The organism is Rhizobium sp. AAP116, assembly GCF_001295785.1.
Classification (GTDB): Bacteria; Pseudomonadota; Alphaproteobacteria; order Rhizobiales; family Rhizobiaceae; genus Allorhizobium.
The window spans coordinates 266,137-279,567 of record NZ_LJIB01000011.1 but is presented as its reverse complement, the minus strand read 5'-3'; the positions used below and the strand labels follow the sequence as shown (position 1 = coordinate 279,567).

The 13,431-nt window shown below is 61.3% G+C and carries 13 protein-coding genes and 1 tRNA gene; 11 read left to right on the top strand and 3 right to left on the bottom strand.

Going from position 1 to position 13,431, the window contains the following annotated elements; genetic code table 11:
- Positions 1-18: 18 nt before the first annotated feature.
- Complete coding sequence (ppsA, locus tag IP85_RS09675) at positions 19-2,421, top strand: phosphoenolpyruvate synthase (RefSeq protein WP_054149449.1); 2,403 nt, start codon at positions 19-21, stop codon at positions 2,419-2,421.
- 41 nt (positions 2,422-2,462) lie between these two features.
- Here ppsA and IP85_RS09670 read toward each other — a convergent pair.
- A tRNA-Ser gene (locus IP85_RS09670) sits at positions 2,463-2,552 on the bottom strand.
- Between the two features lie 171 nt (positions 2,553-2,723).
- Here IP85_RS09670 and IP85_RS09665 point away from each other — a divergent pair.
- The 10 genes from IP85_RS09665 (at position 2,724) to deoA (ending at position 12,090) form a co-directional block, all read left to right on the top strand.
- Positions 2,724-3,044, top strand: coding sequence for a hypothetical protein (locus IP85_RS09665; protein ID WP_054149448.1), 321 nt, complete (start codon positions 2,724-2,726; stop codon positions 3,042-3,044).
- Between the two features lie 175 nt (positions 3,045-3,219).
- Positions 3,220-3,879 (top strand): peptide-methionine (S)-S-oxide reductase MsrA, encoded by a 660-nt coding sequence (gene msrA / locus IP85_RS09660; RefSeq protein ID WP_054149447.1) that lies wholly within the window; start codon positions 3,220-3,222, stop codon positions 3,877-3,879.
- A gap of 255 nt (positions 3,880-4,134) precedes the next feature.
- The gene (locus IP85_RS09655; RefSeq protein ID WP_054149446.1) at positions 4,135-5,127 is read left to right on the top strand and encodes a BMP family ABC transporter substrate-binding protein; all 993 of its coding nucleotides are present in this window, start codon (positions 4,135-4,137) and stop codon (positions 5,125-5,127) included.
- A 68-nt stretch (positions 5,128-5,195) separates the two neighbouring features.
- The gene (locus IP85_RS09650; protein WP_054149445.1) at positions 5,196-6,716 is read left to right on the top strand and encodes an ABC transporter ATP-binding protein; all 1,521 of its coding nucleotides are present in this window, start codon (positions 5,196-5,198) and stop codon (positions 6,714-6,716) included.
- Positions 6,717-6,723: 7 nt separating this feature from the next.
- On the top strand, positions 6,724-7,827 hold the full coding sequence (locus IP85_RS09645; RefSeq protein WP_054149444.1) for an ABC transporter permease: 1,104 nt from the start codon (positions 6,724-6,726) through the stop codon (positions 7,825-7,827).
- Between the two features lie 10 nt (positions 7,828-7,837).
- The gene (locus IP85_RS09640; protein ID WP_054149443.1) at positions 7,838-8,809 is read left to right on the top strand and encodes an ABC transporter permease; all 972 of its coding nucleotides are present in this window, start codon (positions 7,838-7,840) and stop codon (positions 8,807-8,809) included.
- Between the two features lie 2 nt (positions 8,810-8,811).
- Positions 8,812-9,204 (top strand): cytidine deaminase, encoded by a 393-nt coding sequence (locus IP85_RS09635; protein WP_054149442.1) that lies wholly within the window; start codon positions 8,812-8,814, stop codon positions 9,202-9,204.
- Complete coding sequence (locus tag IP85_RS09630) at positions 9,201-10,007, top strand: purine-nucleoside phosphorylase (RefSeq protein ID WP_054149441.1); 807 nt, start codon at positions 9,201-9,203, stop codon at positions 10,005-10,007. The genes IP85_RS09635 and IP85_RS09630 overlap by 4 nt, the downstream gene beginning before the upstream one ends.
- Positions 10,000-10,770, top strand: a complete 771-nt coding sequence (deoC, locus tag IP85_RS09625; RefSeq protein ID WP_054149440.1) for a deoxyribose-phosphate aldolase — start codon at positions 10,000-10,002, stop codon at positions 10,768-10,770. The genes IP85_RS09630 and deoC overlap by 8 nt, the downstream gene beginning before the upstream one ends.
- A 3-nt stretch (positions 10,771-10,773) precedes the next feature.
- A complete protein-coding gene (deoA, locus tag IP85_RS09620) occupies positions 10,774-12,090 on the top strand; it encodes a thymidine phosphorylase (RefSeq protein WP_054149439.1) in 1,317 nt (438 codons plus the stop codon).
- Positions 12,091-12,102: 12 nt separating this feature from the next.
- On the opposite strand, the gene IP85_RS09615 is transcribed toward deoA, so the two are convergent.
- Complete coding sequence (locus IP85_RS09615) at positions 12,103-12,624, bottom strand: TIGR02281 family clan AA aspartic protease (RefSeq protein WP_054149438.1); 522 nt, start codon at positions 12,622-12,624, stop codon at positions 12,103-12,105.
- Between the two features lie 123 nt (positions 12,625-12,747).
- A complete protein-coding gene (gene upp / locus IP85_RS09610) occupies positions 12,748-13,377 on the bottom strand; it encodes a uracil phosphoribosyltransferase (protein WP_006725188.1) in 630 nt (209 codons plus the stop codon).
- Positions 13,378-13,431 lie beyond the last annotated feature (54 nt).

Here is a 13,431-nt window from a genome sequence, read left to right as displayed (position 1 = left end):
TCCTTGGAGGAGGTAGGCATGCATCAGGTAACCGCTCATGTTGTTTGGTTTGATGACCTCAAACGCTCGGATGTCGCCAAGGTCGGGGGCAAGAATTCCTCGCTCGGAGAAATGATCCAGGAGCTGGGTCTCCAGGGCGTCGATGTTCCGCCGGGCTTTGCGACCACGTCTGATGCCTACTGGCATTTCGTCGACGAAAACCAGATCCGCGAATCGATCGGCAAATCGATCGCCGACTGGACAGCCGGCAAGGCAAGCCTTTCCGAGACGGGGGCAGCCATCCGCCAGCTGTTCCTCAGGGCTGACTGGCCGGCCGCCACGGCCGCTGCCATCGTCGAGGCCTATCGCGGCCTGGCAGACAGAGCCGGTCAACCTGAGGTCAGCGTCGCCGTCCGCTCCAGCGCCACGGCCGAGGACCTTCCGGATGCGAGCTTTGCCGGACAGCAGGAGACCTTCCTCAATATCGTCGGGGAGACGGAACTCTTGCAGGCCTGCAAGCGCTGCTTTGCCTCGCTGTTTACCGACCGGGCGATCTCCTATCGCCAGACGAAAGGCTTCGACCATATGAAGGTCGCGCTGTCTGTCGGGATCCAGCAAATGGTGCGTTCCGACATTGGCGGGTCCGGCGTCATGTTCTCGATCGACACGGAAACGGGTTTCGACAAGGTCGTCCTGATCGATGCCGCCTGGGGGCTCGGCGAAAATGTCGTTCAGGGCGCCGTCGACCCGGACGAATATCAGGTCTTCAAACCGCTCCTGGACGATCCGACGCTCAGCCCGATCATTTCAAAGAAGTGCGGCAGCAAGACCATCAAGATGATCTATGGCTCTGCCGAGCCGACGCGCAACGTGCCGACATCGAAAGCGGAGCGCGCCGCCTTCGTGCTTTCAGACGCCGAGATCCTGACACTTTCGCGCTGGGCCACGACCATCGAACGCCATTACGGCTGCGCCATGGATATGGAATGGGCCCGGGACGGGCATTCCGGGCGCCTCTACATCGTCCAGGCCCGACCAGAAACGGTCCAGTCGAACCGCGAAACCGCAGTGTTCAGCTCCTACGAGATCAAGAGCAAGGGCAAGACACTGCTCAAGGGCCTGTCGATCGGCGACGCCGTCGTCTCCGGCCAGGTCTGCCTGATCGAGAACGCCCGCGATATCGGGCAATTCGTCGACGGATCGATCCTGGTCACGTCCACGACCGACCCCGACTGGGTTCCGATCATGAAGCGGGCAGTTGCGATCGTGACCGACCATGGCGGCCGCACCTCGCATGCTGCCATTGTCAGCCGGGAACTGGGGCTGCCCGCCATTGTCGGGACAGGGACAGCCACCCAGGTCCTGCATTCCGGCCAGGAAATTACCGTGTCCTGCGCCGAAGGCGACGAGGCGTCGATCTATGAGGGCCGCGCCGACTACGAGGTCCAGACACTGGACATGGAGGATATTCCGGCGACAAAGACCAAGGTGATGCTGAACCTCGCCAATCCGGGTGCCGCATTCCGCTGGTGGCGACTGCCGGCGGACGGCGTTGGCCTGGCGCGCATGGAATTCGTCATCAGCAACGCCATTCGTATCCATCCCATGGCACTGGTGAATTTCGACAGCCTGACCGATCAGAGTGCCAAGGCCGAAATCGCCGAACTGACGGCGGGCTATGCCGACAAGTCCGCCTATTTCGTCGACAAGCTCGCCGAAGGGCTGGCGAGGATCGCAGCAGCCTTCTACCCGCAGCCTGTCATAGTGCGGATGAGCGATTTCAAGACCAATGAATATGCGGGGCTTCTTGGTGGTGCCGCGTTCGAGCCGACCGAGGAAAACCCGATGATCGGTTTTCGCGGCGCCTCGCGATACTATTCGTCGCGATACCGGGACGGATTTGCTCTCGAATGCAGGGCAATTCGAAAGCTGCGCAACGAACTCGGCTTCAAGAATGTCGTGGTGATGATCCCCTTCTGCCGTTCCGTTGCGGAGGCTGAAAAGGTACTTGGCGTGATGGCCGAAAACGGACTGAAGCGCGGGGAGAGCGACCTGCAGGTCTTCGTCATGTGCGAGATCCCCTCGAACGTCATCCTTGCCAAGCAGTTCGCCCAGCATTTCGATGGGTTCTCCATCGGATCAAACGACCTGACCCAACTGACACTCGGGGTCGACCGCGATTCCGGCGAGCTGGCCGATCTCTTCGACGAGCAGGACGATGCAGTCAAATGGATGATCCGCAGCGTGATCAGCGAAGCCAAGGCTGCAGGGGCCAAGATCGGCATTTGCGGCCAGGCACCGAGCGACCATCCGGAATTTGCGAAGTTCCTCGTGGAGTGCGGCATCGACAGCATCTCGGTCACGCCGGACAGCTTTATCGCGGTCAAGCAGAGCGTTTCGGAAGCCGAGAATGCAGGGGGAACCGCCAACACTGTGCCATAGGGGTGAATGGCATCATCTAGCCGAACGGAGATGGGGAAGAATGGCGGACAGGGTGGGATTCGAACCCACGGTACGCTTTCACGCACACACGCGTTCCAGGCGTGCGCCTTAAACCACTCGGCCACCTGTCCAGGGGGAACGCGGGGAAAACCACCGCGGTTGGTCGGGCGGGATATATACCGAGGAATTTCGGCGGATCAACCGAAATCTATCAGAATTTTGACATCGGCCGACAATTCCCTATCTATATGCTCAGTGCGGCAGGCCCTAAAGGCCGTGCCGGGCTTCAGCCGGAGACATTGGTGGTGCGCTTCCTGTTCAGGGTCTTGAGTTTGCTTGCGCTTTGCGTCGGCGTCGTATTCGGCGTGATCGATGCAATTGCCTCGGTGTCTGCATCGCAGGTCATCATGACCCCGATTTCGGAAGCCTGGATCGAGACGCATCCGGGCTCTCTGATGACACTCGAGGAGCTTGTCGTCGGGCGCCTCGGCGACGGCGCCTGGCTCGCGCTTCGCGATGTTGTCCTGCCGCAGCCGGCATTTGCCGCCATGCTGGTGCTGTCGCTCGCCTTCTGGATGATCGGCTACAAGAGGCCTTCGCTGGCCGGACGATTTGCGGCTTGAACCAGGCCTTCGGCGCGCCAAAGGCTGGATAGTGCCCGGCAGATTGCAAGTTTCGGTGAGTGCCGACGACCAACGAAACAAGATCGCAGCCGGTTGATGCGGCGGGCGGTGATCTGCCGCAGAGGCAGAACAAAGTGGAAAAACAGGCCGAGAAACGGCCTCAGGAGGTTTCAAGATGTTCCTGATCGACATGTTCAACAAGAAAACCGTCATGCCGACGGCAGAAAACGCCCTGCCCGGCCGATCCGAGCCGATCCCGACCGCATCGACGCATTTCATCTCCGGCCTGCCGCTGAAGGGCCCAGTGCCCGAGGGCATGAAGACCATCTATCTCGGCATGGGCTGCTTCTGGGGCGCCGAGCGTCTGCTCTGGCAAACGCCGGGCGTTCATCTCACCGTCTCCGGCTACCAGGGTGGCATCACGCCCAATCCGACCTATCAGGAGACCGTCACGGGTCTCACAGGGCATACCGAAGTGGTGAAGGTCGTCTACGACCCCGCGAAAATCTCGCTGGAAGGGCTGCTTAAGATCTTCTTCGAGGCGCATGATCCGACCCAGGGCATGCGCCAGGGCAATGATATCGGCACCACCTATCGCTCCGCGATCTATGTCGAGGATGACGAGGACATGGCGCTTGCCATCGCTGTTCGCGATCGCTTCCAGGAGGCGCTGGTGAAGGCTGGACGCAGCAGCCGGGTGACGACGGAGATCGCCCATGCCGGACCGTTCTACTTTGCCGAGGAGTATCACCAGCAGTATCTGGCGAAGAATCCGAATGGTTACTGCGGCCTGCGCGGTACGGGCGTTTCCTGCCCGATCTCGCCCGCAGCCTGAGGGCGAATGCTCAAAGACGCAGCATAAATCCTATTGATCTGACTGATTTTTCAGCGTCCTGCGCTGAAAAATCAGCAGGCTTGTGAATCTTTACCAGATGAAAAAAATCTGGTGAATTTTGAAGCGAGCCATGCAAGGATGAAAGCCAGCCAGGACCTCCGGAAAAGGGGGCGGCGGTTCCGCAGACATGTCTTTCTCATGAGGAAGGCTTGCGGGAGGACCCAACAAGATCAATAGCAACAACAGGGCTGCACCATGAAGAAAACCCTCCTCAGTCTCTTTGCCTTGGCCGCGATGTCGGCGACCGCGCTTGCGGCCGATATCAAGCCGGCGCTGGTCTACGGCACGGGCGGCAAGTTCGACAAATCCTTCAACGAAGCCGCTTACGGTGGCGCCGAGAAGTTCAAGGCCGAAACCGGCATCGACTACCGCGACTTCGAGCCGACCAGCGACACGCAGGGCGAACAGGCAATCCGCAACTTCGCTTCGCGCGGCTTCAACCCGGTTGTCGCCGTTTCCTTCGCCTGGACCTCGGCCATCGAAAAGGTTGCCGCTGAATTCCCGGATACCCAGTTCGTGATCGTCGATTCCGTCGTCGACAAGCCGAATGTCCGTTCGGTCGTCTACAAGGAAGAGGAAGGCTCTTACCTCGTTGGCCTGCTCGCCGGCATGGCTTCCACCACCGGCAAGGTCGGCTTCGTCGGCGGCATGGACATTCCGCTGATCCGCAAGTTCGCCTGCGGCTACGAGCAGGGCGCACGCGCTGCCAAGGCCGACATCCAGGTCTTCCAGAACATGACCGGCACCACGGGCGCTGCCTGGAACGACCCGGTTCGCGGCGGTGAGCTCACCAAGAACCAGATCGACCAGGGTGCGGATGTCGTTTACGCGGCAGCCGGTGCAACCGGTCTCGGCGTTCTGCAGACCGCTGCCGACAACGGCAAGCTGTCGATCGGCGTCGACTCCAACCAGAACCACCTGCATCCGGGTTCGGTTCTGACCTCGATGGTCAAACGCGTCGACCTCGCCGTCTACAACGCTTACGCAGATTCGAAGAACGACAAGTTCACGCCCGGTCTGCAGGTTCTCGGCGTCGCACAGGAAGGTGTCGCCTACGCTCTGGACGACAACAACGCCAAGCTGATCACCGATGAGATGAAGGCTGCCGTCGAGAAGGCCAAGGCCGACATCGCCGCCGGCACCATCAAGGTCCACGACTACATGTCGGACAATTCCTGCCCGAAGTGATCTAGAATCCGGGCGCAGGACGGCGACATCGTCGTTCTGCGCCCTTTTTGTATGTCTGGGGGACCGGAATGAACGCAACGAACCAGGCACCCGCGATCGAATTGATCGGCATCGACAAGAAGTTCGGTGCGGTGCATGCCAACAAGAATATCAATCTGACGGTCGCCAAGGGCTCCATCCACGGCATCATCGGTGAAAACGGCGCCGGCAAGTCAACGCTGATGTCGATCCTCTACGGCTTCTATCAGGCCGATCAGGGTTCCATTCAGATCGACGGAAAGCCGATCACGATCAAGGACAGTCAGGCCGCCATCAGTTCCGGAATCGGAATGGTGCACCAGCACTTCATGCTGGTCGAGAATTTCTCAGTGCTCGAGAACCTGATGCTCGGTGCCGAAGGCGGCGCCTTGCTCGGCAAGGGCACGGATGCCGCACGCGCGGCGCTCAAGAAGCTGGAAGAAGACTACGAGCTGGACGTGGATCCCGACGCGATCGTCGAGGAACTGCCTGTTGGTCTGCAGCAGCGCGTCGAAATTCTGAAAGCGCTCTATCGCGGTGCCGAGATCCTGATCCTCGACGAGCCGACGGGCGTGCTGACACCGGCTGAAGCCGACCATTTGTTCAAGATCCTCGGCGTGCTGCGCGACCAGGGCAAGACGGTCATCCTGATCACCCACAAGCTGCGCGAGATCATGGCGATTACCGATACCGTGTCCGTCATGCGCCGCGGCGAAATGGTTGCGACCCGCAAGACGGCCGAAACCACGGTCGAAGAACTCGCCGAGCTAATGGTCGGCCGCCGGGTGCTGCTGCATGTGGAGAAGAAGCCGGCCAATGCCGGCGAGATTTTCCTCTCGGTGCGCAATCTGACCGTCAAGGACAACAGGGGCGTCGTCATGGTCGACAACGTCTCCTTCGACGTGCGCTCCGGCGAGATCGTCGGTATTGCCGGCGTCGCCGGCAATGGTCAGAGCGAGCTTCTCGAAGCCATCACCGGGATTCGCAAGCCGACCTCGGGCGAAATCTGGATCAACGGACAGAACGTTGCCGGCCTCGACCCGGCCGAACTGCGCGGCATTGGCGTGGCGCATATCCCCGAAGACCGCCACCATATGGGCCTCGTGCTTCCCTTCGAGGAAAGCCAGAATGCCATTCTCGGCTACCATCGCGACGAACGCTATGGAAAGGGTCCGTTCCTCAATCCAGACCTGATGCGCAAGGCGGCGGTCGAGGAAATCGAGAAATACGATATCCGTCCGCCGAACCCCAGACTGAAGACCGCCAATTTCTCGGGCGGCAACCAGCAGAAGATCGTCGTTGCCCGCGAAATCGAGCGTGATCCAAAGCTGTTGATCGTTGGCCAGCCGACGCGCGGCGTCGACATCGGCGCGATCGAGTTCATTCACAAGCGGATCGTCGAGACGCGCGACGCTGGCAAGGCCGTGTTGCTCGTCTCCGTCGAGCTCGACGAGATCCGCTCGCTCTCCGACCGCATTCTGGTGATGTTCGCCGGCAAGGTCGTCGGCGAAAAGACGCCTGATACAGGCGAACAGACACTCGGCCTGATGATGGCCGGCATTGCCGCTTGAGGATTTGATGAGCACTGCATCCGTACCCCTGCCGAACTGGATCAATTATGCGCTGCTGCCGCTGATCAACCTCACGCTTGCCTTTCTCGTGTCCGGCCTCGTGGTGTGGATCATCGGGGAGAACCCGTGGGAGGCGCTGAAGCTGATGCTGGAAGGCGCGCTTGGCAGCGGCGAAGGCATCGGCTTCACGCTGTTTTATGCGACGAACTTCATCTTCACCGGGCTCTCCGTCGCGGTCGCCTATCACGCCGGCTTGTTCAACATCGGCTCGGAAGGCCAGGCCTATCTCGGTGGACTGGGTGCCGCACTCGCAGCGCTTGCGCTCGACCATTACGTACCGTGGTATGTCACCATGCCGTTTGCGATCATGGCGGCCGCCCTTTTCGGCGCGGCCTGGGCCTTCATCCCGGCCTGGCTGCAGGCCAAGCGTGGCAGCCATATCGTCATCACGACGATCATGTTCAACTTCATCGGCGCAGCGCTGATGGTCTATCTGCTGGTCAACGTGCTGATCGTGCCGGGCAAAATGGCGCCGGAAACCCGCACCTTCCTCGAAGGCGGCCAGCTGCCCAAGCTCGACTGGCTGATCGCGATGTTCGGCGGCACGCTCGGACCTGCCCCGTTCAACGTCTCCTTCCTGATCGCGCTCGTCATGTGCGTGCTGGTCTGGATCTTGATCTGGCGCACCAAGCTCGGCTTCGAGATGCGCACGCTCGGCATCAGCCGTTCGGCCGCCGCCTATGCTGGCATTCCCTATGTGAAGATCGTCATGATCACGATGCTGATCTCCGGCGGCCTTGCCGGCATGATGGCGCTCAACCCGGTGCTCGGCGCGTCTGCCCGTCTGCAGGTGGAATTCGTCGCAGGCGCGGGCTTTGTCGGGATCGCGGTGTCGCTGATGGGGCGCAACCATCCGCTCGGCATCGTGCTTGCCGCCATCCTGTTCGGCATTCTCTATCAGGGTGGAGCCTGGCTCTCCTTCGACATGCCGAACATCACCCGCGAGATGATCGTGGTCATTCAGGGTCTTGTGATCCTGTTTGCCGGCGCGCTGGAATTCATGTGCCGCCCGATGATCGTGCGGATCTACCAGACAATGACAAAGGCCTGAGGACGCGACCATGGAATCCTTTGACATGCTCATCAGCATCCTCGGCTCGACGATCCGACTGTCGATCCCGCTGATCCTGGCAGCCCTTGCCGGCCTCTATTCCGAACGGGCCGGCGTCTTCGACATCGGGCTTGAAGGCAAGATGCTGGCAGCGGCCTTTGCCGCGGCCTGTGTCGCCTATCTCACCGGTTCGGCCTGGCTCGGGCTCTTCTCCGGCATCGCCGTCTCGCTGGTGTTCTCGCTGATCCACGGCTTTGCCTCGATCACCAATCGGGGCAATCAGATCGTTTCGGGCGTGGCGCTGAACTTCGTCGCGGCTGGCCTCACCGTGGTGCTCGGCCAGGCATGGTTCGGCCAGGGCGGCCGTACGCCGCAGGTCTCCGGCGACGGTCGTTTCTCCCCCATCATCCTGCCGGGTGCCGACATGATGCGCGACGTGCCCTTCATCGGGCCGATCTATTCGAACGTGATCTCCGGCAACAACATGCTCACCTATATCGCGTTCCTCGCCGTTCCGATCTCCTGGTGGGTGCTCTATCGCACGCGCTTCGGCCTTCGCCTGCGCGCCGTGGGCGAGAACCCGGGTGCGGTCGATACCGCCGGCATTTCGGTCACCTTCCTGCGCTACCGCGCGGTGCTGATGGCCGGTCTGCTCTGCGGCATCGCCGGCACCTACCTCGCAATCGCCCAGTCGGCTGCCTTCATCAAGGACATGTCGGCCGGCAAGGGCTTCATCGCGCTTGCAGCGCTGATTTTCGCCAAGTGGAAGCCGGTGCCGGTCATGTTCGCCTGCCTGCTCTTCGGTTTCCTCGATGCCCTCGCCAACTTCATGCAGGGCAAGGAGATACCGCTCATCGGGGAAGTGCCGGTGCAGCTCTTCCAGGCCCTGCCCTATATCCTCACCTGCATTCTGCTTGCGGGCTTCATCGGCTCTGCCAACCCGCCGAAGGCCGGTGGCGTCGCATACTCCAAGGAGCGTTGATCATGGCGCATGATCTTTTCGAAGCCGCGCGGGACGCGATGAAATTCGCGCATGCGCCCTATTCGAAGTTCCCCGTGGGGGCTGCGATCCGGGCCGACGACGGTCGCATCTATACCGGCGCCAATATCGAGAACCTCTCTTTCCCTCAAGGGTGGTGTGCCGAGCCGACGGCGATCGGCTGCATGATCATGGGTGGCGGCAAGAAGATCGTCGAGATGGCCGTGATTGCCGAGAAGCTGGCGCTCTGCCCGCCCTGCGGCGGCTGCCGCCAGAAGATCTCGGAATTCGCGTCTGCCGATACCAAGATCTATCTCTGTGACGAAGTGGGTGTGCAGAAGATCATGACGATGGACGAGCTTCTGCCGCTCAGCTTCAAAACGGACATCCTCGGATGAAGGCGGCCGTGGATCTGCTTGTCGAGCGCCTGAACGGCCTCATGCCGCGCTTCGGCATCGTTCTCGGATCGGGCTTGGGATCGCTGGTCAACGAGGTTCGTGATGCCGTCCGCATCCCCTACTCCGATCTGCCCGGTTTTCCCTTAAGCGGTGTGTCCGGCCATGCCGGCGAGATCGTTGCGGGCTATCTCGGGCGCACGCCGGTCATCATGCTGGCCGGCCGCATGCATTATTACGAACACGGCGATGCGAATGCGATGCGCAAGCCGATCGAGGTTCTCATGGGGCTCGGCGTGAAGTCGCTGATCCTCACCAACGCAGCGGGATCGCTGCGCGAGGACATGCCGCCTGGTTCTGTCATGCAGATCACCGATCACATCAACTTCTCCGGCAAGAACCCGCTGATCGGCGAGCCGAGCGACGGGCGCTTCGTCGGCATGACCTCGGCTTATGATGCCGAGCTGCAGGCCGCGATGCGGGCAGCTGCTGAAGCAGAAGATGTGCCGCTCGCGCAGGGTGTCTATATGTGGTTCTCGGGCCCGAGCTTCGAGACGCCGGCGGAGATCCGCATGGCGCGTATTCTGGGTGCAGATGCCGTGGGCATGTCGACCGTGCCGGAAGTCATTCTAGCCCGTTTCTATGGCCTGAGGGTTGCAGCCGCCTCGGTGATCACCAATTATGGGGCAGGCATGACCGGTGGCGAACTCAGCCACGAAGAAACCAAGGACATGGCGCCGATCGGCGGCAAACGTCTGGCCACCATCCTGAAACGGATGGTCGGCGGAGGAAATGACATTGGATAATCAAGAACTGCGCGCTGTCGCATCGCGGGCGCTTTCGCTGCTCGACCTCACCAACCTGAAAGACGACTGCACGCCCGACCAGATCGTGACGCTGTGCGGTCGCGCCCAGAGCGCCTTTGGTCCGACGGCTGCGATCTGCATCTGGCCGCGCTTCGTCATGCAGGCACGCACGCTGCTCGGCCCCGACAGCCCGATCCGCATCGCAACGGTGGTCAACTTCCCTTCGGGCGAGATGAAGGCGGAAGACGTGCTGGCCGAGACGCGCGATGCGGTTGCTGATGGCGCCGACGACATTGACCTCGTCATCCCCTACCGGGCGCTGGCGGCCGGTGACGACAAGGCCGTGACGAACATGGTTTCGGCGGTCAAAGACGCCTGTGGCCCAGCGATCCTGAAGACGATCCTGGAAACGGGTGAGCTCAAGGACATTTCCCTGATCCGACGTGCATCGGATCTTTCGATCGCCGCCGGGGCAGACTTCATCAAGACCTCGACCGGCAAGGTTGGCGTCAATGCGACGCTCGAAGCGGCCGACATCATGCTGCAGGCAATCCGCGATAGCCGCAAGAAGGTCGGCTTCAAGCCGGCCGGCGGCATTGCGACGGTAATGGACGCTGGCCATTATCTAAAGCTCGCCGACACCATCATGGGCGAGGACTGGGTGATGCCATCGACCTTCCGCTTCGGCGCTTCCGGCCTGCTCGACGATATCATCGCTGTACTCTCGGGCGAGCGCTCGACGGCGGCGGCATCGGGGTATTGAGACATGCTTCCCCAGGAGATCATTCGACGCAAGCGTGATGGCGGGACCTTGAGCGCGCAGGAGATCGCCGGCTTTATCGAGGGCCTGTCGAAGGAAACGATCTCCGAGGGGCAGGTAGCGGCCTTTGCCATGGCCGTCTTCTTCAAGGGCATGACGCCGGATGAAATCGTGGCGCTCACGCTTGCCATGCGGGATTCCGGCGACGTGCTTTCCTGGGCAGGCGTCGGCAAGCCCGTGGCCGACAAACATTCGACGGGTGGCGTCGGCGACAATGTCTCGCTGATGCTGGCTCCGATCGTGGCGGCCTGCGGACTGGCCGTGCCGATGATATCAGGACGCGGGCTTGGCCATACCGGGGGCACGCTCGACAAGCTGCAGTCGATCCCCGGCTATGATGTGATGCCGGATAATCTAACCTTCCGACGGACGGTGGACCGTGCGGGCTGCGCGATCATCGGCCAGACAGGTGATCTGGCCCCGGCCGACAAGCGGCTCTATGCGATCCGCGACGTGACGGCGACGGTCGAATCCATTCCGCTGATCACGGCCTCCATTCTGTCGAAGAAACTCGCGGCCGGGCTGGAAAGCCTGGTTCTCGACGTCAAGGTCGGCAATGGCGCCTTCATGGCGAAAGCTGAGGATGCGGAGGCCTTGGCGCGCTCGCTGGTGCGTGTCGCCAATGGCGCCGGCGTGAAGACCACGGCGCTTTTGACCGACATGAACGAGCCACTTGCCGACTGCGCCGGCAATGCGATCGAAGTGCTGAACGCCGTCGATTTTCTGAAGGGCTTGAAGAGCGGTACGCGACTCGAAGAGGTGACGCTGGCGCTCGGTGCCGAGATGCTGGTCAATGCCGGTGTCGAGAGCGATCAGGCGGCCGCGCTTGCCCGCTGCGCAAAGGTGCTCGCTTCCGGCAAGGCAGCAGAGATCTTCGGGCAGATGGTCAGCGAACTCGGCGGTCCCGCCGATTTCATGGAGAAGGCAGAAACGTATCTCCCACGGGCCAAGGTTGAGGTCGCCGTTCTTGCCGAGCAAGACGGTTATCTAAGCAGTTGCGACACGCGTGGCCTTGGGCTTGCCGTTGTCGCGCTTGGTGGTGGTCGCCAGCGTCCTAGCGACAAGATCGATCACGGCGTGGGCATCTCCGGCTTCAAGCCGCTGGGCACAAAGGTCGAAAAAGGCGAGCCGATCGCCTTTGTTCAGGCGAATGACGAGGCTACTGCCACTCAAGCCGCCAGGACGGTGGCGGAATGCTATCGCATTTCGGGAACGAAGCCGACGGCAGCACCGGTCATCGGGCTCAGGATCGCTGCCGAGTAACGGGCGCAAACCTCACTGGATCATCCGCAGCGTGCGCTTCTCCGCCGTATAGGACCTGAGTTTTGTCATGAAGCTCATGCCGACAAGCGTGGAAGAGAGCGCCTCGTCACCCAGAACGACAGCTTCGACGTTACGCACCCGGATACTGCCGATCTCGACCCGGTCAAGCGTCACGTGTGCGGCCTTGGTGACGCCGTTTGCGGTTCGCACCTGGTAACGGAAATCGAGCGCTGCCGGGCTGAAACCGAGGCGGCGCGCGGTCGAGACATTGATCGCCACCCTGGAGGCTCCGGTATCGACCATGGCGTCAACGGGCTTGCCGTTCATCTTGAACGTTCCCGAATAGTGGCCATGGCGACCCATCGTGAGAACCGTCTGGCCGGATGGAACCGCTGCGGCAGGCTTTGCCACGACGGCAGCGGGTTCGGTCGTCTCGCGCTCGTCCAGCATGGCCTGAACCTTCTCCGCGATCGTCGGCCATTGGCTGGCGGACAAGGCGAGCATCATGACTGTGAACAGCGTGCGAGCGAACATCTGTTATCCCCGTGAGCGACGCCGGATCGTAGCAGCGGATCCGAAGAAGTTGGATAACGCAGGACGCAAAACGGCCCGAAACCGGGGTTTCGGGCCGTCAAAGCTTGCGATCTGGTTAAGAAATCACTTCGTTCCGTACATCCGGTCGCCAGCATCGCCGAGGCCGGGCATGATGTAGCCCTTCTCGTTCAGATGGCTGTCGATCGATGCGGTGAAGATCGGCACGTCAGGATGGGCTGCGTGGAAATTCTTGATGCCTTCGGGGGCAGCCAAGAGGCAGAGGAAGCGAATGTTCTTCGCGCCGCGCTCCTTGAGCTTTTCGATCGCGGCGATCGACGAGTTGCCCGTGGCGAGCATGGGGTCGACGACGATGATCAGTCGTTCCGACAGGGCGTCGGGTGCCTTGAAGTAGTATTCGACGGCTTGCAGCGTCTCGTGGTCGCGGTAAACGCCGACATGGGCGACGCGGGCGGCGGGCACAAGTTCCAGCATGCCTTCGAGCAAACCATTGCCGGCACGCAGGATCGAGGCGAAGACCAGCTTCTTGCCTTCGAGGATCGGCGACTGCATCTCGGTGAGCGGCGTCTCGATCGTCTCCATGGTCAATTCGAGATCGCGGGTCACTTCATAGCAGAGGAGAGTCGAGATTTCGCGCAGCAGCCGACGGAAGCTCGAGGTCGACGTTTCCTTGCGGCGCATGATCGTCAGCTTGTGCTGCACGAGGGGGTGATCGATGACTGTTACGCCGTCCATGGTCGAGCCTTCTTTTCTTGTTTTCTGAGGTGCTTCTATTTTCACGTTCTCTTG

What these genes read in the sequence shown, in the direction of transcription:
- ppsA (WP_054149449.1), top strand. Translation starts at nt 19, where the DNA reads ATGCATCAGGTAACCGCTCATGTTGTTTGGTTTGATGACCTCAAACGC.
- msrA (WP_054149447.1), top strand. Translation starts at nt 3,220, where the DNA reads ATGTTCCTGATCGACATGTTCAACAAGAAAACCGTCATGCCGACGGCA.
- IP85_RS09655 (WP_054149446.1), top strand. Translation starts at nt 4,135, where the DNA reads ATGAAGAAAACCCTCCTCAGTCTCTTTGCCTTGGCCGCGATGTCGGCG.
- IP85_RS09650 (WP_054149445.1), top strand. Translation starts at nt 5,196, where the DNA reads ATGAACGCAACGAACCAGGCACCCGCGATCGAATTGATCGGCATCGAC.
- IP85_RS09645 (WP_054149444.1), top strand. Translation starts at nt 6,724, where the DNA reads ATGAGCACTGCATCCGTACCCCTGCCGAACTGGATCAATTATGCGCTG.
- IP85_RS09640 (WP_054149443.1), top strand. Translation starts at nt 7,838, where the DNA reads ATGGAATCCTTTGACATGCTCATCAGCATCCTCGGCTCGACGATCCGA.
- IP85_RS09635 (WP_054149442.1), top strand. Translation starts at nt 8,812, where the DNA reads ATGGCGCATGATCTTTTCGAAGCCGCGCGGGACGCGATGAAATTCGCG.
- IP85_RS09630 (WP_054149441.1), top strand. Translation starts at nt 9,201, where the DNA reads ATGAAGGCGGCCGTGGATCTGCTTGTCGAGCGCCTGAACGGCCTCATG.
- deoA (WP_054149439.1), top strand. Translation starts at nt 10,774, where the DNA reads ATGCTTCCCCAGGAGATCATTCGACGCAAGCGTGATGGCGGGACCTTG.
- IP85_RS09615 (WP_054149438.1), bottom strand. Translation starts at nt 12,624, where the DNA reads ATGTTCGCTCGCACGCTGTTCACAGTCATGATGCTCGCCTTGTCCGCC.
- upp (WP_006725188.1), bottom strand. Translation starts at nt 13,377, where the DNA reads ATGGACGGCGTAACAGTCATCGATCACCCCCTCGTGCAGCACAAGCTG.